General features: G+C 62.2%; 21 protein-coding genes. 12 read left to right on the top strand and 9 right to left on the bottom strand.

The genetic code is table 11. The annotated features are described in order from the left end of the window. The first annotated feature begins 9 nt into the window (after positions 1-9). Positions 10-813 (top strand): DeoR/GlpR family DNA-binding transcription regulator, encoded by an 804-nt coding sequence (locus tag V6765_RS01270; protein ID WP_448425796.1) that lies wholly within the window; start codon positions 10-12, stop codon positions 811-813. Between the two features lie 111 nt (positions 814-924). Here V6765_RS01270 and V6765_RS01265 read toward each other — a convergent pair whose 3' ends face one another. From V6765_RS01265 to V6765_RS01255, 3 genes are all read right to left on the bottom strand, one after another. After that, entirely contained in the window at positions 925-1,593 is a 669-nt protein-coding gene (locus V6765_RS01265) for an NAD(P)-dependent oxidoreductase (protein WP_448425794.1), read from the bottom strand. 68 nt (positions 1,594-1,661) lie between these two features. Further along, positions 1,662-2,135: an SRPBCC family protein gene (locus V6765_RS01260; RefSeq protein ID WP_448425792.1), complete on the bottom strand. Its 474-nt coding sequence runs from the start codon at positions 2,133-2,135 to the stop codon at positions 1,662-1,664. A gap of 24 nt (positions 2,136-2,159) precedes the next feature. Beyond that, the gene (locus tag V6765_RS01255) at positions 2,160-3,023 is read right to left on the bottom strand and encodes an SDR family oxidoreductase (RefSeq protein WP_448425790.1); all 864 of its coding nucleotides are present in this window, start codon (positions 3,021-3,023) and stop codon (positions 2,160-2,162) included. A gap of 103 nt (positions 3,024-3,126) precedes the next feature. Here V6765_RS01255 and V6765_RS01250 point away from each other — a divergent pair, with 103 nt between their 5' ends. Further along, the gene (locus tag V6765_RS01250) at positions 3,127-4,023 is read left to right on the top strand and encodes a LysR family transcriptional regulator (protein ID WP_448425788.1); all 897 of its coding nucleotides are present in this window, start codon (positions 3,127-3,129) and stop codon (positions 4,021-4,023) included. A gap of 54 nt (positions 4,024-4,077) precedes the next feature. Here V6765_RS01250 and V6765_RS01245 read toward each other — a convergent pair whose 3' ends face one another. Beyond that, the gene (locus V6765_RS01245; protein ID WP_448426605.1) at positions 4,078-4,338 is read right to left on the bottom strand and encodes a LysR substrate-binding domain-containing protein; all 261 of its coding nucleotides are present in this window, start codon (positions 4,336-4,338) and stop codon (positions 4,078-4,080) included. Between the two features lie 150 nt (positions 4,339-4,488). Between V6765_RS01245 and V6765_RS01240 the strand changes: the two genes are divergently transcribed. Further along, positions 4,489-5,058, top strand: coding sequence for a TetR/AcrR family transcriptional regulator (locus V6765_RS01240; protein WP_448425786.1), 570 nt, complete (start codon positions 4,489-4,491; stop codon positions 5,056-5,058). 34 nt (positions 5,059-5,092) lie between these two features. Next, complete coding sequence (locus tag V6765_RS01235; protein ID WP_448425784.1) at positions 5,093-6,250, top strand: SGNH/GDSL hydrolase family protein; 1,158 nt, start codon at positions 5,093-5,095, stop codon at positions 6,248-6,250. A gap of 214 nt (positions 6,251-6,464) precedes the next feature. Here the strand turns inward: V6765_RS01235 and V6765_RS01230 are convergent, their stop codons facing one another. Continuing rightward, the gene (locus V6765_RS01230; RefSeq protein ID WP_448425782.1) at positions 6,465-7,367 is read right to left on the bottom strand and encodes a LysR family transcriptional regulator; all 903 of its coding nucleotides are present in this window, start codon (positions 7,365-7,367) and stop codon (positions 6,465-6,467) included. Positions 7,368-7,496: 129 nt separating this feature from the next. Here V6765_RS01230 and V6765_RS01225 point away from each other — a divergent pair, with 129 nt between their 5' ends. Next, on the top strand, positions 7,497-8,507 hold the full coding sequence (locus V6765_RS01225; RefSeq protein ID WP_448425781.1) for a zinc-binding alcohol dehydrogenase family protein: 1,011 nt from the start codon (positions 7,497-7,499) through the stop codon (positions 8,505-8,507). A gap of 109 nt (positions 8,508-8,616) precedes the next feature. On the opposite strand, the gene V6765_RS01220 is transcribed toward V6765_RS01225, so the two are convergent. Then, positions 8,617-9,813 carry a mandelate racemase/muconate lactonizing enzyme family protein gene (locus tag V6765_RS01220; protein WP_448425779.1) on the bottom strand — a complete coding sequence of 399 codons (1,197 nt, stop codon included), beginning with the start codon at positions 9,811-9,813 and terminating at the stop codon, positions 8,617-8,619. After that, the gene (locus V6765_RS01215; protein WP_448425778.1) at positions 9,810-10,604 is read right to left on the bottom strand and encodes an IclR family transcriptional regulator; all 795 of its coding nucleotides are present in this window, start codon (positions 10,602-10,604) and stop codon (positions 9,810-9,812) included. Before V6765_RS01215 ends, V6765_RS01220 begins: the two co-directional genes overlap by 4 nt. Positions 10,605-10,942: 338 nt before the next feature. Here V6765_RS01215 and V6765_RS01210 point away from each other — a divergent pair, with 338 nt between their 5' ends. The 7 genes from V6765_RS01210 to V6765_RS01180 all read left to right on the top strand — a co-directional run bounded on the left by V6765_RS01210 (position 10,943) and on the right by V6765_RS01180 (position 18,333). Further along, the gene (locus tag V6765_RS01210; protein WP_448425776.1) at positions 10,943-12,115 is read left to right on the top strand and encodes a mandelate racemase/muconate lactonizing enzyme family protein; all 1,173 of its coding nucleotides are present in this window, start codon (positions 10,943-10,945) and stop codon (positions 12,113-12,115) included. Positions 12,116-12,626: 511 nt separating this feature from the next. Continuing rightward, positions 12,627-13,853, top strand: a complete 1,227-nt coding sequence (locus V6765_RS01205; RefSeq protein WP_448425774.1) for an ABC transporter substrate-binding protein — start codon at positions 12,627-12,629, stop codon at positions 13,851-13,853. Positions 13,854-13,930: 77 nt separating this feature from the next. Beyond that, on the top strand, positions 13,931-14,791 hold the full coding sequence (locus tag V6765_RS01200; protein ID WP_033409755.1) for a carbohydrate ABC transporter permease: 861 nt from the start codon (positions 13,931-13,933) through the stop codon (positions 14,789-14,791). After that, positions 14,788-15,618 (top strand): carbohydrate ABC transporter permease, encoded by an 831-nt coding sequence (locus tag V6765_RS01195; protein ID WP_448425772.1) that lies wholly within the window; start codon positions 14,788-14,790, stop codon positions 15,616-15,618. The genes V6765_RS01200 and V6765_RS01195 overlap by 4 nt, the downstream gene beginning before the upstream one ends. Before the next feature lie 11 nt (positions 15,619-15,629). Then, positions 15,630-16,451, top strand: coding sequence for an aldo/keto reductase (locus tag V6765_RS01190; RefSeq protein ID WP_448425770.1), 822 nt, complete (start codon positions 15,630-15,632; stop codon positions 16,449-16,451). A 42-nt stretch (positions 16,452-16,493) separates the two neighbouring features. Then, complete coding sequence (locus tag V6765_RS01185; RefSeq protein ID WP_448425768.1) at positions 16,494-17,552, top strand: ABC transporter ATP-binding protein; 1,059 nt, start codon at positions 16,494-16,496, stop codon at positions 17,550-17,552. 46 nt (positions 17,553-17,598) lie between these two features. Further along, positions 17,599-18,333, top strand: a complete 735-nt coding sequence (locus V6765_RS01180) for a ribonuclease activity regulator RraA (protein ID WP_448425766.1) — start codon at positions 17,599-17,601, stop codon at positions 18,331-18,333. 228 nt (positions 18,334-18,561) lie between these two features. On the opposite strand, the gene V6765_RS01175 is transcribed toward V6765_RS01180, so the two are convergent. Both V6765_RS01175 and V6765_RS01170 read right to left on the bottom strand, forming a co-directional pair. After that, positions 18,562-19,404: a sugar phosphate isomerase/epimerase family protein gene (locus V6765_RS01175; protein ID WP_448425765.1), complete on the bottom strand. Its 843-nt coding sequence runs from the start codon at positions 19,402-19,404 to the stop codon at positions 18,562-18,564. A 215-nt stretch (positions 19,405-19,619) separates the two neighbouring features. Then, positions 19,620-20,102, bottom strand: a complete 483-nt coding sequence (locus V6765_RS01170) for a VOC family protein (protein ID WP_448425763.1) — start codon at positions 20,100-20,102, stop codon at positions 19,620-19,622. Positions 20,103-20,142 lie beyond the last annotated feature (40 nt).

Below are 20,142 nucleotides of genomic sequence, written 5' to 3'. Positions count from 1 at the left end.
GGCCGGACATTGAACGAAGAGACCAACAGCGAAGAACTACTGCCCGCCGAGCGTCGCCAGCAACTGGTGGACTGGTTCAAGAGCAATCAGGCCGGCACCAGCCAGGACCTGGCGCGCATGTTCGGCATCTCCGTGTCGACGATCCGGCGCGACCTCGACCTTCTGGCCTCCGAAGGGCTGGTGAAGCGCACCCATGGCGGCGCCGTCAGCATCCGTTCGCGCGCGACATACGAGCCTTCGACGGATCTGGCCCGCCGCACGGCGCTGGAGGAAAAACAGGGGATCGTGCGCGAGGCCTTGCGCTTTATCGAGCCCGACCAGGCCCTGCTGATCGACACCGGCGCTGTGATCTGTCACCTGCTCGCCGAAGAAATCGCCGGCCTCGACATTTCGCTGACGATCATCACCAACGACCTCCATGTCGCCCAGGTGCTGACCTACAAGCCGAACATCAAGCTGATCGTCCCCGGCGGCGCATGCCGGTTCGGCTCCTTCAGTCTTCTCGGCGAGCCGGGCCTGAGCTTCCTCTCTGACATACGCTGCGACCTGTTCTTCATGTCCGCCGCCGCGATCGACGAGCAGTGCGTTTCGGAGACCCTGCTCGAGCTGGTCCAATTGAAGCGCGCCATGATCGCCGCCGCCAACAAGGTCATCCTGATGGCCGATTCCAGCCGCTTCATGGAACGCGCCCTGCACAAGACCGCCGCGATTGACGCCATCGACACCATCATCACCGATGAAGGCCTGGCGCGCGAGCAGATCGACAAATTCCCCTCCCCCGGTCCGCAGTTCATCACGGCATTGATGTCCTAGATGTGCGCCCTCAGCTGATGTCGATTGAGACCGGCATTCGCACGAAGGCGAATGCCGTTTGGCCCACCGGACGACCGGATCGGCACGCGAGATCAGCGAACATTTGCGATATCACCATGTCACGAGCGGCGCCTGCCCTTTGAACGTCTCGCTTTCCACCTGATCGAGGACGAAGCCGGCGACGTCGGCGCGGGCGATCGTTCCGCCGTTGAAGCCTTCAAGATCGAGCAAGGCGCGGACATTGCCGCGCGGCGGCTTGTCGTTCAGGACCGAGGGGCGCACGATCATCCAGTCCAGGCCGCTCGTGCGGATGACGTCTTCCTGACGGTTCTTGTCGGCATAGACCTTCCGCAACATGAGCGGCATGATCAGGCGATCGAAGACAAAACCGCCATGCCCCCGGCTCTTGCCGGCGCCCATTCCGGTGATGGCGACGAGCTTTCGGACGCCCTCATCCTTCATCGCCGCGACCAGCACCTTGCTTGCGGCGGAGAGCAGCGTGACTTTACGAAACGGGCTCGCCGGCGTGCCGAGCGCGCTGACGACGGCATCCTGCCCTTCGAGCGCTGAGCGCAGCGTCGCCGGATCGAGCGCGTTGCCGATGACGATCTTCGCGCCCTTCAGTCCCTTCGCCTTCTCGGCGTTGCGGGCGAGCACGGTGACCTCGTAACCACGCGAAATGGCCTGGGCGACGATCAGCCGGCCGGTGCCTCCGGTGGCGCCGAGGACGAGCAGTTTCGGATGCGATACGGTTCTTTGGGTCGATGTTGCGTTTTCCATGACGCTTTCCTTTGGGAAGCGGGACGCCTTGCTTGCGGCGGTCCCGCGGTTGATGGTTGTTGCCAGGGTCAGAGCCGGCCTTCAGCGAGGAATTCGCGGGTGCGTTTGAGCGTCGACTGCAGCGCGGCCTTGTAGCCCTTGTCGCTGTCGAACTGCGCCTGCTCGGCCTGTTCCTCGGGGCCGTTCGGCGCCATGCCGCGCAGGCCGAGATAGCAATAGAACCTGAGCCACAGCGCGCCCGCCTCATCCTCGAATAGCTCGTTGATGATCGCGCCTTCGCGGGGGCCGGTCACCTGGAAGAAGGTGACCTTCGTCTGCGGTTCGAGCACGATGATCTCGCGCAGGTCCGCTCCCGCGATCGTGGCATCGCGCACGAAGTGCGTTGCGCTTTCCTCGCTGACGTCGCAGCGGGTGCAAAGGCCCTCCGGCAGGAACAGGCGCGCGTCGCGGGCCTTCAGTTCGAGGCCCTTCCAGGCCTGTTCACGGGTAAGCTCGGTTTCGCCCTCCGGGTTCACCGGAACTGTGGCGGTCGAATAGATCATGATAAATCTCCTGAGTGTGAGGGGTCAGCCAGCGATCTGCACGGCGAAGTCGTGATAGGTGTGAAGCGGACGGCCGAGCATCTCCGTCAGCCGCTCGACGTCGCCTGCTTCCGGCACCATGCCGTCGGTGACGAAGCGCTCGGCCATGACGCGCATGTCGAGGGCCGTCCAGCTTGGCATGGCCTGCTGCATGTTCTGCTCGAAACCGGCGAAATCCTCGCCCGGATAGGCTATTTCGCGGCCGAGCACCTCGGTCCATATCCGAGCGACGTCGGGTCCGGTCAGCGTTTGCGGCCCGACCAGGTTGATACGGTTGATCGGCAGCGGGTCGGGTGCGCTTTCGCGGCGGACAAGCTCGATTGCGGCGACTTCGCCGATATCGCGGGCATCGACCATCGCGAGCCCCCTTGTGCCGATCGGCATCGGGTAGATGCCGTAGCCGGTTACCACGTCCTTGATCATCACTTCATTGTCGATGAAATAGGCCGGTCGCAGGATGGTGCCGTGCATGCCCATCGTCTCGATCATCCGTTCGACGCCGAACTTGCCGGCAAAGTGCGGCACGTTCACATAGCGGTCGCTGTGGATCACCGAGAGATAGACGATGCGCTCGATCCCGGCTTCGCGGGCAAGATTGAGAGCGATCAGCGCCTGGGTGAATTCGTCGGCCACCACGGCGTTGAGCAGGAACAGCGAGGAGACGCCGGAAAACGCCGCGCGCAGCGAGCCAACATCGAGCAGATCGCCCTTGACGATATCCACGCCCGCCGGAAAGTCAGCCTTTGAGGGGTCGCGCACCAGAGCGCGCACGTTGGCGCCCCGCTTCACGAGTTGATCGACGACATTGCGTCCGACGGTGCCGGTCGCGCCGGTTACAAGAATGGTCATGAGAGAAACTCCGGTTTGGTGTTGAAGACACTTGCAAGATCGGTGATCCGAATTCATTCTGATAGACGTCAATTTTGGACGCGCTGTCTCACAGGTGGAACAGATGGATCTTCTCGCCCTTGCCGATTTCAATCTTGTCGCCCGCCATGAAGGGTTTGGCCGGGCCGCACGGGCGGCCGGCCGTCCGAAGGCGACGCTGTCGCGACGGGTCTCGGAACTGGAGGCCAGTCTGGATCTGCGCCTGTTCGAGCGTGGCGGTCGTACGCTGAAGCTCACCGAAGAGGGACGCGCGCTGTTCGAACGCACCTCCGCCCTCCTCACCGATCTCGAAGAGACCGCCTCCGCCATCGCATCGCGCGGCCAGACGCCGCGCGGACGCCTCAGGATCAGCGCGCCGCTTTTGTTCTCGCAAACCGCCATGGGAAAGCTTGCCGCGGATTTCGCGCTGAAACACCCTGAGGTGCAGCTCGAAATCACGACCGAAGACCGGCCGGTCGACATGGTGGAGGAAGCCTATGATCTGGTGATCCGGGTCAATCCCGATACCGACGAGAGCCTCGTCGGGCGGGCCTTCCTGCGTGATCGGCTCGTGGTCGTCGCCAGCCCGGAGGTGAAGCCGTCAACCGATGACACCCCCGCTCCGGCGGTGGTGCGCGGCCGGGTGGAAGGACGCGAAACCTGGCGCGTGACGGCGGCGGCGGGACCATCTGCGATCACGGTCCGGCCCGTCCTCAGCCTGTCTTCGCTTCCCATGGTCCGGGATGCTGTGCGCATGGGGGCCGGCGTTGCGCGCCTGCCGATTTCCCTTGTCAGCCACGATCTTGCCGCCGGGCGGCTTGCCCCTTGGGGCGACGTGGAGGGATCGGAGATCGCACTCTGGGCGCTCTATCCCAGCCGCCGGCTTCTGAGCGCCCGCGTCTCCGCCTTTCTCGACCATCTGCGAGCGGCTTTTCCGGAAGGCGCGCCAGAGGAGCTCGCGCGCTATGTCGAAAACGTCTAGCGATAGCCACCCGTTGTTACAGAAAGTTGGAACCGTGTTCGGCCACGGCCCGCGTCATTGTTGCACGCCAGCGGCCCTGACGAAGCCGATGAGGGCCTTCAGCGCGGCCGATGGATGCCCGTCCAGGGGGTAGTACAGAAAGAAACCGGATTGGGCGGGGCAGAATTCCGTAAGCATCCGCACGAGGCGGCCCGCCTCCACCAGCGACGCGACGAGCCTGTCGGGCAGGCAGGCGAGACCCATGCCGCAAAGCACCGCCTCGCGCAAAATGCCGGTGTCATCGACCATCAATCCGGCATCGACCGCGACATCAATGGCCGTCCTTTTCGAGCCGCTTTCCGTTGACTGGAACTTTAACTGATTGGTCTGGGCACATTCTTCTGCCGCTCCAAAAAATTCCCTTGCTTCGACAAATCCTAATGTTATTAGGATAGTTGCTTATCTAGCTAGGAGGCTGAAGCCGCAGTGGCGAAAGCAGGTTTGACGCGCGCGAAGATCATAGACGTTGCCGGTAGCCTGGCCGACGAGTCAGGCTTTGAAAAGCTGACACTCACAGCCGTGGCCCAGCATTTTCAGGTTCGCTTGCCGAGCCTTTACGGTCACGTTGCCAATTCCGAAGATTTGAAAAAGGGCGTGGCATTGCTGGCGCTGGAACAGCTGGCGGAGCGGGCGGAAGATGCCGTCGCGGGACGATCCGGGAAAGATGCATTGCACGCACTGGCAAATGCGCATCGTGAATTTGCATGCCAGCATCCGGGCTTGTTTCACGCTACCCGCTATCCGCTGGATCCCAAAAGCGCTCCCGGAAACGGCGGCACGCGCTTGGCCAGGGTGAGCCTCGCAATGCTTCGCGGCTACGGCCTGCCGGAGGATGAGAGTGTCCACGCCATCCGCCTTTTCGGTTCGTTCGTGCTGGGCTTCTCCCTGCTCGAAACGGCAGGAAGCTTTGCACACAGACCACCTCCGACTGAGCTTTCTTGGGAGCGCGGCATAGATGCTCTCGACGCTCTCATTCGAAGCTGGAGCAAAGACTGAACAATCGAATTTCTAGCAATACCCGGCAAAACAAATGAACAATCTCGCAGTCACCACACCCATAACCGGATCTCTGCTCAAGGGCTTCCTGGACCTGGAGGAGACGGAGTGCGGCCTGCTCCCGCACCGCCTGCCGGCATGGGCGCGCGCCCAATATCCAGTCCCTCAACTTGGATTCGTCGAAGCCGAAACCTCCGGTGTCCGCCTGAAGTTTCGCAGCAGCGCGACCGCGATCGAGCTCGATGTTCTTCCGACCCGAAGGGAGCTTGTCGGGGTGCCCTCCCGTCCGAAAGGCGTGTTTGACCTTTGCATCGACGGGCAATTGCAATCACAGCAAACGGCGGAGAGCGCCACGCTTTTGCGCACAGACCTGTCCACCGGCACAACGCGTCGCGTGCCGGGAATTGCGGAAACATTGCGCTTTGCGAACCTGCCCGAGGGCGAAAAGCTGGTCGAGATCTGGCTTCCCCATAATGAGATCGTAGAACTCGCGACCATGCGATCGGATGCTTCCATCAAGCCGGATACCGACGCCGGTCAGCCGGTCTGGCTCCACCATGGCAGCTCGATCAGCCAGGGTTCGAACGCGGCTTCTCCGACCGGGATCTGGCCGGTGGTTGCTTCGCGCATGGAAAATTTCGATCTCGTCAATCTGGGCTTCGGCGGCAATGCCCTGCTCGACCCCTTCGTCGCGCGCACAATGAGAGATACATCCGCCGATCTTGTCAGCGTCAAGATCGGCATCAATCTCGTCAATGCGGATCTGATGCGTCTGAGAGCTTTCGTGCCTGCGGTTCATGGCTTTCTGGACACGATACGCGACGGTCATCCGGAGACGCCGCTTCTTGTCATCTCTCCGATATTCTGCCCCATACACGAAAACACGCCTGGTCCTGGCACTTTCGATCTGAAAGCGCTGGCAAAGGGGGAGATCAGATTTGAGGCAACAGGTCGACCCGACGAAGTAAATGCCGGAAAACTGACCTTGTCCGTCATTCGGGAGCATCTGAAAGCCATTGTGGAACAGCGTCGCACGAGCGACCGGAATATCCACTATCTGGATGGCCTCGCGCTTTACGGGGAGCACGATCATTCCATGTTGCCCCTGCCGGATCAACTGCATCCAGAGACAAAGGCTCACCTGCTGATCGGACAAAGGTTTGCCGCACGCCTAAAGAGACGTTGGCAATGATCGATCCGCCCCCTTCGGCTATTGGCGAGAATTTGGGCGGTCGCGCTCTATCCCATCGCGGGCTTTTCAGCGCCCGTGTCTCCGCCTTCCTCGTCCATCTGCGGGCGGCCTTTCCGGAGGACTGCCCGAAGAGCGCGCCCGCTATGTCGAGAAGGGATAGCGATAGCCACCCGTTGCTACAGACAGCTGGAACCGGGTTCGGCCACGGCCCGCGTCATTGGTGCACGCCGGCGGCCCTGACGAAGCCGATAAAGGCCTTCAGCGCGGCCGATGGATGCCCGTTCAAAGGGTAGTAGAGAAAAAAGCCGGGTTGGGCGGGGCAGAATTCCGTAAGCACCCGCACGAGGCGGCCCGCCTCCACCAGTGGAGCGACAAGCCTGTCGGGCAGGCAGGCGAGGCCCATGCCGTTCAGCACCGCTTCGCGCAAAATGCCGGTGTCGTCGACCGTCAGTCCGGCCTCGACCGCGACATCGATGGCGCGCCCATCCTCCTCGAAACGCCATCGATAGACGTCTTGCGTCTGCTGCCAGCGATAGTTCAGGCATGCATGCTGCAACAGGTCGCGCGGATGCTCGGGACGCGCACGGGTGCTGAAATAGTCGGGCGAACCGACCACTGAGGCGGAAAGGTCAGGGGTGAGGCGGACGGCTGCCATATCCAGCGCGAGGCGCCCGCCGTTCCGGATTCCGGCGTCATTCCCCTTGGCGACGATATCGCTCAGCCCGTCATCGATCGAGAGATCCAGCTTGATGGCGGGAAAAGCCTCGGCAAACGGAGCGAGCAGGGGCGCGAGCAGCAGTTCCGCCGCCACCCGCGGCAGGTTGAGCCGCACCACGCCGCTCGGCGTTTCGCTGAGCGCCACCACGTCCTCCACGGCGGCGTCCATCGCGGTGACGAGCGCCGGCAGGCGGGCAGACAGCGCCTCTCCCGCCGTCGTCAGCGCGACGCTTCGGGTTGTGCGGTTGAGAAGGCGTACGCCAAGCCGGGCCTCAAGCTGCGCCGTCGCCCGGCTCACCGCAGAGGGCGTCATGCCAAGGCGGCGGGCCGCGCCGCGAAAGCTCAGTTCGCGCGCAATCGCCATGAAAACCGTCAGTTCCTGATATTCCCTGCCGTTCACATTATTGCTCCTGCTGCAACACCACATTGCCATTGATCCATCTTGTGAACAACCGATCGCTCCGTATCTTCAGGCGACACTTCGGCGAACGAGCCGAACTGGATACAGGCTTAGGAAAGGCAGATAATCATGGACAATCTGGCAGCTTGGCAGCGTCAACCGGGCGAACCGCTTTGCATTGAGCCGGCAGAGGTGCCAGCGCTCGCGCCGGGCGAGATACTCGTGAGAAACGAGGCGGTCGCGATCAACCCGCTCGACTATCTTCTCCAGGACGCGGCGGTGCTGCCCCGGCTCGACTATCCGGTGATCGCCGGAAGCGATGTCGCCGGCACAGTGGTTGCCGTGGACAAAGGGGGCGAGCGCTTTTCCATCGGCGATCGCGTGCTCGGTCAGGCCGTCGGCACAACCGTCAACCTGCCGTCGCAAGGCGCTTTCCAGGAGCACACCGTGGTGCTCGCCCACATGGCCGCGCCCATTCCGGACACCATGGCGGCGACGACCGCCGCAGTCCTGCCGCTCGGCATCGGCACGGCTGCCTGCGGGCTCTATCAGCCGCAGAACCTCGGGCTGCGTCCCCCTTCTCTCAACCCGACACCTAGCGGCGAGACGCTGCTTGTGTGGGGCGCATCGTCGAGCGTCGGCTGCAATGCGGTGCAGCTTGCGACCGCGTCGGGCTACGCGGTAATTGCCACGGCTTCGCCCCGCAACCATGATCTGGTGCGAAAGCTCGGCGCCGCGGAGGTGTTCGATCACGGCGATGACAACGTGGTTGAAAACCTCGTCGCCGCGCTGAAGGGCAAGAAGCTTGTCGGCGCGCTCCATGCCACCGGCAAGCTTGCGGACACCTATGCCGTTCTGCGCCGCAGCGAAGGCCGCCGGTTTGTGACCGTGACCCTTCCGCTTCAGTCCGCGCCGCCCGAAACGATCGAAGCCGCCGCCATCGCCGGCACCAGCCTGCGCGAGGACGCGGTCGGACCGATGATCTATGAGGATTTCCTGCCCGCCGCGCTGGCTGAGGGAAAATATGTCGCGGCCCCCGCCCCCAGGGTGGTCGGCCGAGGCCTCGAGGCCTTCCAGCCGGCCGTCGACGCCCAGCGGGCCGGCATTTCCGGCTATAAGCTGGTTGTCGATCTGTCCTGAGCTGGCCTGTCTAGCGGCCGGCTTGGGCCGCGGGCCGGTTCGCCGCGACCTGAGGATATAGCATCGCTCATCCGAAAATCCGCATCAGCAGGAGCGCGGGGACATTGCCTCAGTTGAAGAAGGCTTGGTCGTCCCCGCCCATGTGTTTCAGCGCGCGTTCGGGAATCAGGTCCACGCCCATGCCGGGGCGGTCGGAAACCGTGATCGTGCCGTCCTTCACGATCGGATCGGGCAGCCCTTCGACGATATCCGCCCACCAGTCCGGCGTTGCGACCGGATATTCGAAGGCGATGAAATTGGATGGCAGCGTGGCGCAGACCTGTACCAGGGCGGCAAGTCCCAGAAGCCCGTTCGCGGTTCCGTGAGGGGCGATGGTGATGCCGTGGAGATCGGCAAATTCGGCAATCCATTTCAGTTCCGCAAGCCCGCCGACATCCGCCGGATCGGGACCGATGACATGGACGGCCTGGGTTTCGATCAATTCCTTGAAATTCTGCCGCAGATAAATCTGCTCGCCGGTATGGATCGGCGTCGGCGAGGATCGCGTGAGTTCGCGGTAGACCCCGGCATTGACATAGGGCGTGTAGTCTCCCGTGAGCAGATCTTCCAGCCACATCAGGTTGAAACCCTCGACCCGCCGGGCGAAACGTTGCGCATCCGCAAGCATCCAGCCCGGTCCGCAATCAAGCGCCAACCCGACCCGGTCGCCGGTCACCTCCTTCATCGCCGCCACGCAATCGATGGCGTGCGCCAGGCCGCGCTCGGTTATCGGCCCGCGATCGAGCGCGCCATGGAGTTCGCTCGCACGCGGCTCGCCGTAGTAAAAACCGGGCACTTTCCGTTTCATCTCCGAGTGGAACGCAATCGGCTGTTTGATAATGGTAAAACCTTCAGGCGAAGCCAGCATTCTGCGCGTATCCTCGGCGTAGTCCTGCGGTTCGTGGCCGGTCATCGGAAACCGCACGCCGCCATTATAGACCCGCACCCGGTCGCGCACCTTACCGCCCAGCAGACGATGAACCGGCAGACCGGCAGCCTTACCGGCGATATCCCAAAGCGCCATCTCGATGGTGCTGACGGCAGCGCCGGCGGGCTTGAAGCCGCCGCGCTGGCGGATTTTCAGCATGGTGCGCTCGACCAAGGTGGGGTCTTCGCCGATCAGAATATCGCGGAAGTCGAGAATATGGCGCTTCAGATAGGGCTTCCAGAACTCCGCCTGCGCATAGCCCGAAATACCCTCGTCGGTGACGATACGCACGACCGGATGCTGGCCGATCACAGCGCATTTGACGTCGGTGATCTTCATTGGGCGGCCTGGCCTTTCAGGGCAACGCTCAGTCCTTCGGCCGCCGTCATCACCGCCTCGCGGATCTCGTCGATCCGCTGCTGCTCCGTGCCTTTCAGGAACGGCACGCTTATGGCGGCAATCATCTTGCCGGACCGATCGAATACCGGTGCAGACACAGCCTGGATGCTCAACATATGCTCGCCGGCGTCCTGCGCCCAGCCCTGCTTGCGGATCCGCGAGAGCTCGCGCCGCAGACGGCGCGGATCGGTGATCGACTTCGGCGTGAGCGCGACGAGCGGTTTGGCGAACCGCTTCTGCAATTCATCCTCGTTCAGATGCGCAAGCAGAAGCTTGCCGGCGGCGCCGACGTGAACCGGCATACGCTGGCCCGGCGTCACCGCCAGCGCATATTCCCGCCGACCCTGGGAAACGGCGATGACCAGAAGGCCCTGATCATCCAGCACGGAGAGCTTGCAGCTCTCGCCGATCTCGTCGGCCAGCTTGTCGAGCACCGGCTGGCCAAGAGCTGCGATATCCACCTGCCCGCCGCCGCCGGTGACATGCGAGGCAAGCCGCAACAACCGATCGCCAAGATAGTAGAAGCCGTCCTCATCGCGACGCACCATATTGTGATGCTGCAGCGTATTAAGGATGCGATAGACCGTGGTGCGCGGCTGGCCGAGATCTTGCGTGAGCTCGCGAATGTTGCTCCCGTCCGGGCGGCGTTCAAGCTGTCCCAGAACCTCCATCATCCGGTCGATCACGGGAACGGTATTCTTCTGTTCGGCGGGTTCAGCCAGTTCTTCCATGTGCCCTCAGCTCGATTGACTTTTGATAGAAACAGCCTATAGCATTACATATTGAACTGCAAAAGTTCATATATGAATTGAGCTGGCTGGGAGGCCGGCAAGCATGGGATCGCCGGCACGGACAGGACCATGGGCGGAGGACGACCAAACAACCAGTTATCGCGCCGCAGATCACCATGCAGCAGCCGGGCTCGCCGCGCGATTATGGCAGGAACTCCGACCATCCGAAGCCGCGCCAACGTAAACTGAAAGACGTTGCGAAGCCAGACGGCGTAGAGCCTTGCCGGCCGGCACGCCGGTAGCTGCCGCGGCAAGCATTTCAAGCAAGGCATCAGGACATGAAAATCACCGGGCTGAAGGTCTTCGTCGCCAATGTGTCGCGCACCAATTTCGTCTTCGCCAAGCTCTACACCGATGACGGCATAGACGGCGTTGGCGAGGCGACGCTGGAATGGAAAACCGAAACCATCGTTTCCGCGCTCAGGGAACTGGAACGCGCGCTCGTCGGCCGCGATCCGTTTCAAAGCGACGCGATCATCGAACAGTTGCACCGCGACAGTTACTGGCGCACCGGCGCGGTGTTCCGCACGGCGCTGGGCGCGATCGATGCCGCGCTTCTGGACATCAAGGGCAAGGCGCTCGGCGTGCCGGTGTTCGAGCTCTTGGGCGGAAAGTACCGGGATCGCGTACCGTGCTACGCCAATCACTGGTTTTTCGGCGCGACGAAGCCGGAGGACTATGCCGAGCGCGCCCGCGAGGCGGTAAAGATGGGCTATCGCGCGCTCAAATGGGATCCTTTCGACGTCGCCGATCTTGAAATGAGCCGCAAACAGCGTCGCGAAACCATCGAGATCGTCGCCGCGGTGCGGGATGCCGTCGGCCCGGATATCGACCTGATGCTCGACGTTCACGGCCGGCTCAACGTGCCGACCGCGATCGCCATGTGCCGGGAGCTCGCGCGCTTCGACCTCAGATGGATCGAGGAGCCGACGCCGCCGGAAAATATCGATGCGCTGGCCGAGGTGCGCGCCAACTCCCCGGTCGAGATCGCCGCCGGCGAGCGCTGGTTCGAACCGGGAAAGGTTCTCGAGGCGTTGCAGAAACACGCTGTCGACGTGCTGCAGACCGACGTATCCCATTTCGGCGGGCTTTCGGAGACCAAGCGCATCGCCCATCTGGCGCATGCGCATCTCATCCCACTGGCGCCGCACAATCCGGTCGGCCCGGTGATGAATGCGATGACCCTGCACACCTCCGTCGCGATTCCCAATTTCGCGATCTTCGAAACGGTTTCCATCGACGTGCCATGGCGCAAGACGCTGGTCCGGGAAACCCTGCAATTCGACAATGGCGACCTGCTGGCGCCGACCGCCCCCGGCCTCGGCGTCGAACTCATCGAGGAGGCTTGCGCCAATTTCCCCTACGAGCCCTATGACGTGCCGCTCTTCGACGGGTCGATGAATATCAAGGGCATCGCCACCGGCGCACAAACCCTTTCCTCCAAGGATTAGGCGACCGTCGCAAATGGAACCGGCCGGGACGTCATGACGATCCTGGCCGGAAGTCCGACATCATCCATCGATGGCGGCCGCGAGGGCGCGCACGCCTACTGACGATTCCGCTCCGACCCTCCAGCGTGACGCTCGGCGGAAACAAATAAATCATTATTTTCAATTATTTAGCGCGACGAACGCGGGTCGCGACGGCCGACTTGACTCATCGTCAGTTCAGCGGCATAGTTAAATTGCGAACTGGTTCAGTTCAAATATGAATTGATATACCGATCTGAACCTGGGAGGAGACGGGGCTGCGCCCCGGTTGTTCGCGACAGGCCGCACGACGGAGGACCATTCGCCTTCAGGCAAATGGGTCGAGAGCGGCAAGCTCCTTCAGGCAAATCGTCGTCGAAAGACGGCAGGAGGACAGCGGCTGCGAAAGGCCATGCGTGGCGCGCGACCGCGAGGGAGATGAGCGGCCAACGCCGCGAGGAGCTGCGGCGGAGGCCGTGGCAAGGGAGGAAACATGACCAAGACCGCGTTTAAACTGACGGCGCTGATCGCCACTTCGGTGTCGGCGCTGACGCTTGCATCGGGAATGGCTGCTGCCGGTGAAGTCACCTGGTGGACGCCCAACTTCAACGAGGCACGGGCCCAGAAGCTCAAGACCGCGTTCGAGGCGGCGCATCCCGATATCACGCTCAATCTTGAAATCACCACGACCAACGGCTTGCCACAGCGTCTCCTGACGACGCTGATGTCCGGCGCCGCGCCCGATATCATCGACGTGCAGAGCCCGTGGGTGAACGGTTACGCCGAAGCCGATCTGGTGCAGCCGCTCGGCGACGTCATCGAGGACGAGGGCGACTTCGTCAAGGCGGCGCTCGACTACGTGACCTATGACGGCGAACTTTACGCGATTCCCTACCGCATCGAGACCATGGCCGTGATCTACAACCGCGGCAATTTCACCGCCGCCGGCCTCGATCCCGACAGCCCGCCGAAAACCTGGGACGAGCTGACGCAAACCGCCAGGACGCTGACCGGCGACGGCAAGTTCGGCTTCGCCATTACCGGCGGCGGCGAGGTGGGCAATACGCTCTATCGCTCGCTGCCCTTCATCTGGATGAATGGCGGCACGATCGTCTCCGACGACCTGACCAAGGCGACCGTCAACGAGCCGGCGGCGGTCGAGGCCGTCGAATACTGGACCAATTTCTACAAGGACGGCTCCTCGCCCTCCTCGACGTTGGAAAACGACGGCACCGCCAATCGTCGCCTGTTCATCGCGGACACGGTGTCGATGTATCAGTCCGGCCAGTTCGACCTCGCTTCGATCCAACAGGAAAATCCGGATATCGATATCGGCGTGATGATGACGCCGCATCCCGAAGGCAAGGATACGTCAGGCATTCTCGCCGGCTGGAGCTTTGTCATTCCGAAAGACGCCGGCAATCCCGAAGACGCCAAGACGCTGATCCGGTTCCTGACCGAAACCGAGAACATGGGCAACTACACGGATACCTTCCCGGCCCGCAAATCCGCCATGGACATGGAGCGCTTCAACACGCCGCTTCTCCAGGTCTACAAGGATATGCTGCCTTACGCCCGGCCGCTGCCGATCCACAAGAACTGGGTGCAGATCACCCAGGCCTATTTCGACGGCATCCAGCGGATTCTGCTTGGGCAGCAGACCGCGCAGGAATCGATGGGCCTTGCGGCCCAGGACATCCAGGCGCTTCTCGATCAGTAATCGATCTTTTCTTGTGAACCGACCTCCGGGGCGTCTCGCCCCGGGGAACAATGAATGCGTCTTTTCGGAGATGATCCATGAAACGGCCCCCGACAGGTTTGCTGTTCGCCTTGCCGGCGCTCATCGTTCTCTTGCTGCTTATCGCATATCCGGTGATCTATACCGGAATCCTCAGCGTGACCGATATTCGCGGCAACTATGTCGGCTCCTCCAATTTCGTCAACGTGCTGCGTTCGCGCGCCACGCCGCAGGCCTTTGTCAATACGCTGTGGTGGGTCGGCGGATCGATCGTGTTCCAGGTCGTGCTCGGCACCGCGACGGCCATCCTGCTCAACCAGGAATTTCGCGGCCGCGGCGCGGTGCGCGCCATCGCCGTCATCCCATGGGTCGTTCCCGGCATCGTCGCCGCCACCACCTGGGCATGGATGTTCCATACCGAATTCGGCATCATCAACTACATGATGACCTCCGCCGGCGTGCTCGACCAGCCGATCGGATGGCTCACCAATCCCAATACCGTCATGCCGGCGATGATCGCCATCAATGTCTGGAAGCTGTTCCCCTTTGTCGCCATCATGGTGCTGGCTGGCCTGCAATCCATTCCCAAGGACCTCTACGAGGCCGCCCGCGTCGATGGCGCGACATTCTGGGACGAGGTCATCCATATCACCCTGCCGCAGGTGCGCCCGGTCATCATCGCGGTGACGCTGCTGCTGGTGATCTGGGGGCTGAACCACATCACCACGATCTATGCGATCACGCGCGGCGGACCGGCGAACCTCACCCTGATCACGCCGATCCAGATTTTCCGCCTGGCCTTCGAGTCCTTCCAGTTCAACCAGGCAGCCGCTCTGTCGCTGATCTTCTTCGTGGTCGCCATGGCGATCGTCGCCGTCTACATCCGGTTCCTGTCCTCCAATGACGAGGTGGCCCGATGAGAACATCGCCGCTCGCCCGCTTCATCATTCTGATTTCGTCCCTGCTCGTCGTCAGCGTCTGCCTGTTTCCGTTTCTGTGGATGGGGGTTTCATCGATCAAGGTGCTGCGCGAACTCTATACGGTTCCCCCGACATGGATCCCGCACACCCCGACGCTTGGCAACTACAAGACCGTTCTGTTCGACAGCAATATCCCGCGCTACTTTCTGAACAGCGTCGTCATCTCGGTCGGCTCCACCCTTTTGGCGCTGATCCTCGCGGTTTTTGCCTCCTACGGCTTTGCCCGGTTCAACTTCAAGGGCAAGCCATACTACCAGTCCTTCGTGCTGGTCGGACAATTGCTTCCGACGGCCGCGATCATCGTGCCGCTGTTCGTCACGCTGCGCTATCTCGGGCTGGTGAATACCTATCTGGGGCTGATCCTGGTCTACATGATCATCACCCTGCCATTGTCGGTGTGGATGCTGACCAGCTATTTCAAGGCGATCCCGGTCGAGCTTGAGGAGGCGGCGATCATCGACGGTGCCTCACGTCTCGGCGTGCTGTTCCGCATCACCCTGCCGCTTTCGATCCCCGGTCTTGTCGCGGTCATGGTCTATGCCTTCGTCACCACCTGGAACGAGTTCATCTTCGCCCTGTGTTTCGCCACCGATTCCTCGGTGAAAACGCTGCCGATCGGGCTTGCCGAATTCACCACGGAATTCAACACCGACTGGGGCGCCGTCATGGCCGCCTCGATGATCATGACCGTGCCGATCGCGGTGCTGTTCCTGTCCATGCAACGATTGTTCGTCGGCGGCATCATGGCTGGCGCCACCAAGGGCTGAGGAGGAAACCCATGCACGACAAAACCGTAGGCGGCATACCCCAGCTTGGCCTCGGCACGTTCGGGCGCACGGGCGACGATGGACTGCGCGCCCTGCTCGACGCGATCGAGATCGGCTATCGCCATATCGACACCGCGCAAAGCTACGGCACGGAGGAAAATGTCGGCAAGGCGGTTGAACGCTCAGGCCTGCCGCGCGATGCGTTTTTCATCACAACGAAGGTCGCCGACACCAATCTCGCCAGGGGAGACTTTCTGCCAAGCGTCGAGAAAAGCCTCGAAACCCTGGCGCTCGACCGCATCGACCTGCTGCTGATCCACTGGCCGTCAGCCAGAGACGCCGTACCCTTCGCTGACTATATGGAGGCGCTGGCCGAAACCAGGGCGCGCGGCTGGGCGGTAAGGATCGGCGTGTCCAACTTTCCCATCGCCGACCTGAAGCGTGCCGAAACGGTGATCGGCAGCGGCGCTCTTGCAACCGACCAGGTCGAACTGCACCCCTTCCTGCAAAGCCCGAAGTTCTGCGGTTACGCGCGATCGCGCGGCCTGCCGCTGACAGCCTATATGCCGCTCGCCAAGGGCCGGGTGAGCGACGACGCCGTGCTGCGGGAGATCGCCGCCCGCCATAATGTCACGGCCGCGGCAATCTCGCTCGCCTTCCTGATGGGCGAGGGCCATATCGTCATCCCCGCCTCGGCCAATGCCGGACGGTTGCGGGACAACTACGCCGCCCTTTCTGTCACGCTCGAAGCGGATGAGACGGCCGCCATCCGCGCGCTCGACCGGGGCGAACGGATGATCGATCCCGACAAGGCCCCCGCGTGGGACGATTGACGCGATGACGCGACAACCAGACGTTCAAGGGAGACGACGCTCATGGGCACGGTGAAAATCGACGATGTCCGCAAATCATACGGCGCTCTGGAGGTGCTGCACGGCATCGACATCGATATCGCGGACGGCGAGTTCGTCATTCTCGTCGGCCCCTCCGGATGCGGAAAGTCGACGCTGCTGCGCATGATCGCTGGGTTGGAGGAAATCTCCAGCGGTCAGATCCGGATCGGCGGCAAGGTGGTGAACAATCTCCATCCCAAGGAGCGCGACATTGCCATGGTGTTCCAGTCCTATGCGCTTTATCCGCATATGACCGTCGCCAGGAATATGGGATTTTCGCTCAAGCTTGCCCGCACCAGCCCGGCCGAGATCGACAAGCGTGTGCGCGCCGCCGCCCAGATTCTCGGGTTGGAAAACCTGCTCGATCGTTATCCGCGCGCGCTTTCCGGCGGCCAGCGTCAACGCGTCGCCATGGGCCGCGCCATCGTCCGCGACCCGCAGGTGTTCCTGTTCGACGAGCCGCTTTCCAACCTGGACGCGCAGTTGCGCGTGGCTATGCGCACCGAGATCAAGGCGCTGCACCAGCGCCTGACGACGACCATTATCTACGTGACCCATGATCAGATCGAGGCCATGACAATGGCCGACCGGATCGTGGTGATGAATGGCGGCAACATCGAGCAGATCGGCACGCCGCTTGAACTTTACGATGAACCGGCCAATAGCTTCGTCGCCCGGTTCATCGGTTCGCCGAGCATGAACATGCTGTCCGGCACGGTGAAAGGCGGTGATTTCATCGCCGATGACGGCACCATGATCGCGCTCGGTCCCAACGTGCCGGAAAGCGCCGCCAACCGCCCGGTCACGCTCGGCATACGCCCGGAGCATTTCCGCCTGGACCGGAATGGGCTTGCCGGCGAGATCGTGACCGTCGAGCCGACCGGTTCGGAAACCCAGGTTTCCCTCAAATTCGCGGGTCATCAGGTGGTCGCCGTCTTCCGCGAACGCATCTCGGAGCGCAGCGGAACGATGCTTCACATCGTGCCGGATCCCGACCAGATCAAACTGTTCAGCGCCGAAACCGGCGACCGCCTGAAATAGAACCGCACCAACGCATGCCCTCCCAACCCGCAAACAGGATCAGCCCATGAAATACGACGATATCAAGCGCCCGAGCCGAGAGCTTTGCGATGCGCTGGCCGCGATCGGCACAGCCACCGCCAGCAGCGAGCTCAACCTCATGGGTCTGCGCAATTGTCACATCGCGGGGCCAAAGGCGCTGGTCGCGGGCAAGCGGGTTGCCGGGCCGGCTCTGACCCTGCAGTTCATGCCCAAGCGCGAGGACCTGTTTGCCGGCGGCGAATACGACAATCCCGAACTTCAGCTCCATCGCGAGGTGATGTATCCGGCCCAGGCCGGCGACATGATCGTCGTCGACGCGCGCGGCAATATGTCGAGCGGCATTTTCGGCGAGATGATGCTGACCTACTTCAAGGGCCGTGGCGGTCAAGGCGTTGTGATCGACGGCTGCATCCGCGATTCAGGGCCGGCGAAGAAACTCGACCTCGGCATATGGGTCAACGGTGTGACGCCCAACTATCACGCCCAGACCGACATCGTGCCCTATGCGGTCAACGTGCCGGTCGCCTGCGGCGGCACATTCGTCATGCCCGGCGACATCATTATTGCCGATGATGATGGCGCCGTCGTTGTGCCGATCGCGCTTGCCGAAAAGCTGATCGAAGCCGGAGGGGGACATGCCGAATGGGAGGAGTTCTCCAGATTGCGCCTCTCCCAGGGGGCCGACCTGCGACGCTACTATCCCTTGAGTGACGCGGTTTACGACGAGTATATCGCCTGGCGCGATGCGCAGGAGAAATAGCGGCGCCAGTTCCGGCAATTTCGGCGGCGTGATGCCGAACGCGATCTGGAGGTGTCGATCTCCAGTTTGATCGATCGATTGCGCCTGACGGTCTCTACCCACCCTGGGCTCGCCTTTTCAACATTCGGCCCCTGATAGAGGTCATTGCCAGAGATTTTATCGATGAGGGCGCTCCTGAACGTCCGCGGAGTGGTGCGTCGCTTTCCGACGTCCATCACAACCCGGCTCTCAGGCGAAGGAAATTCCGAGCGGTTCCGCCACGCTTTTCAGCGCGTCTCGGGCAATCGCATAGTCGTTTCCTTCGAGATGTTCGAGCATCAGCGGCACATCGCGATCAAGCTTTTCCAGTTCGGTCAGATAGGTGGCGTAATCGAGCATGCCCTCGCCGATGATGATCTCGTCGAAGTGGAGCGCGGCCCGGTCATGAAGGATGATGTCCTTGGCGTGGCAGCTCGCGATATGGGGTCCGAGCTTCTCGAAACATTCGCGGATCAGCCGGCCGCTATCGAAATAGACCCGCGGCGTCATGATCAGGTTGACCGGATCGAGATGGGCGGCGAAGGCATCGCGGCCGATGGCGCGGATCAGCTCGAGATAGCAATCGACGCTGTCGGGCAGCGCATATTGCATCATTTCCAGCGCGAACCGGGCGCGCTTCGGCTTCACGGTATCGATGATCGTCCGGGCGGTCTCGACTGTCGCCTCGAAGGCCTCGCGCGAGAGGTTCTTCGGGTGCGGGGCGTATTCCGTTCCGGCCTCGAAGGAGCCGATATAGCTGACAGCACAGCGCGCGCCGACGGCATCGGCAAGCGCCAGCTTCTCGCAGGCATAATCGATGTTTTGACCCCGGATCGTCTCGTCCGGGGTGAGAAGATTGCGCCAGATTCCGATCTCCGCGATCATTACGTCATGGGCGGCAAAGGCGGTCTCGATCGCCCGCTGGCGGTCGGTATCGCCGATCTCGCAGGGTGGGCAATAGGCCGCGCGGTAGCCGAAATCGACATGCGCGCGGGCAAATTCTTCCGGGTCATCCGGGCCGACGGGAAGTCCATGGCCGCCTAGTCTGATCATGATGTTTTTTCCTGCTTTTGGAGCCGGGCGCTTTCCTGAAAAAGCCTGCCGCGCGTTCCCGTTTCACCCACATCCCTTGCGGCCTAACGCTTCAGGAAGAGATGCCGCGAAAGCGACAGAGGGGGTAACGACGAAAGCGACGAACGCCGTGCTCTCGGGGAGGTGTCACCCCTCTCTGCCCCTTTCGCGGCATCTCCCATCAAGCGGAAGCGCATTTATGAAAGGCCGCTTGTCTTGTCTCTGTCCCATTCCAGCAATTCAACGATCGCGCCGAGCTGGCTCATGGCGTCGAAATATTCATAGCGCCCGTCATTGCCCTCGAATTCGCCGTGCTGGATCATCGGCAGACCCTTTTCGGCGAGATAAACGCGGCGACCTTCCATGTCGATGGTGCGGAAGGCGAAGTGGTGGAAGGAGGGGCCGAACCTGTCGAGATGCTCGCGCCACGTGCTCGGCTCCGGCCCCGGTTCCAGGAATTCGAAGTCGATATTGTCGAAGCGGAACAGGGCGAGGCGGAAGGTGATCTCGGCGGGTTTTCCCCTATAGGTCGCCTGGGCAATATCGGCCTTGGCCGACTTGCCGATATGCGCCGGTTCCTTGCCGGTGAGATCGGCGAACCAGGCGGTCGATTTTTCAAGATTGTCGGTGACGAAGCAAAGCTGCATGACCTTGTCTTCGTCGAGAAGGCGATTGTCCATGAATGTCTCTCTTGTGTTGGACCGGTGCGGCCACCGCACC

This window comes from Martelella sp. FOR1707, assembly GCF_053484265.1.
The sequence above is the reverse complement of the archived record's forward strand: the minus strand, read 5'-3'. Positions and strand labels throughout refer to the sequence as shown.

What these genes read in the sequence shown, in the direction of transcription:
- V6765_RS01265 (WP_448425794.1), bottom strand. Translation starts at nt 1,593, where the DNA reads ATGGAAAACGCAACATCGACCCAAAGAACCGTATCGCATCCGAAACTG.
- V6765_RS01260 (WP_448425792.1), bottom strand. Translation starts at nt 2,135, where the DNA reads ATGATCTATTCGACCGCCACAGTTCCGGTGAACCCGGAGGGCGAAACC.
- V6765_RS01255 (WP_448425790.1), bottom strand. Translation starts at nt 3,023, where the DNA reads ATGACCATTCTTGTAACCGGCGCGACCGGCACCGTCGGACGCAATGTC.
- V6765_RS01250 (WP_448425788.1), top strand. Translation starts at nt 3,127, where the DNA reads ATGGATCTTCTCGCCCTTGCCGATTTCAATCTTGTCGCCCGCCATGAA.
- V6765_RS01235 (WP_448425784.1), top strand. Translation starts at nt 5,093, where the DNA reads ATGAACAATCTCGCAGTCACCACACCCATAACCGGATCTCTGCTCAAG.
- V6765_RS01225 (WP_448425781.1), top strand. Translation starts at nt 7,497, where the DNA reads ATGGACAATCTGGCAGCTTGGCAGCGTCAACCGGGCGAACCGCTTTGC.
- V6765_RS01220 (WP_448425779.1), bottom strand. Translation starts at nt 9,813, where the DNA reads ATGAAGATCACCGACGTCAAATGCGCTGTGATCGGCCAGCATCCGGTC.
- V6765_RS01215 (WP_448425778.1), bottom strand. Translation starts at nt 10,604, where the DNA reads ATGGAAGAACTGGCTGAACCCGCCGAACAGAAGAATACCGTTCCCGTG.
- V6765_RS01210 (WP_448425776.1), top strand. Translation starts at nt 10,943, where the DNA reads ATGAAAATCACCGGGCTGAAGGTCTTCGTCGCCAATGTGTCGCGCACC.
- V6765_RS01205 (WP_448425774.1), top strand. Translation starts at nt 12,627, where the DNA reads ATGACCAAGACCGCGTTTAAACTGACGGCGCTGATCGCCACTTCGGTG.
- V6765_RS01200 (WP_033409755.1), top strand. Translation starts at nt 13,931, where the DNA reads ATGAAACGGCCCCCGACAGGTTTGCTGTTCGCCTTGCCGGCGCTCATC.
- V6765_RS01195 (WP_448425772.1), top strand. Translation starts at nt 14,788, where the DNA reads ATGAGAACATCGCCGCTCGCCCGCTTCATCATTCTGATTTCGTCCCTG.
- V6765_RS01190 (WP_448425770.1), top strand. Translation starts at nt 15,630, where the DNA reads ATGCACGACAAAACCGTAGGCGGCATACCCCAGCTTGGCCTCGGCACG.
- V6765_RS01185 (WP_448425768.1), top strand. Translation starts at nt 16,494, where the DNA reads ATGGGCACGGTGAAAATCGACGATGTCCGCAAATCATACGGCGCTCTG.
- V6765_RS01180 (WP_448425766.1), top strand. Translation starts at nt 17,599, where the DNA reads ATGAAATACGACGATATCAAGCGCCCGAGCCGAGAGCTTTGCGATGCG.
- V6765_RS01175 (WP_448425765.1), bottom strand. Translation starts at nt 19,404, where the DNA reads ATGATCAGACTAGGCGGCCATGGACTTCCCGTCGGCCCGGATGACCCG.
- V6765_RS01170 (WP_448425763.1), bottom strand. Translation starts at nt 20,102, where the DNA reads ATGGACAATCGCCTTCTCGACGAAGACAAGGTCATGCAGCTTTGCTTC.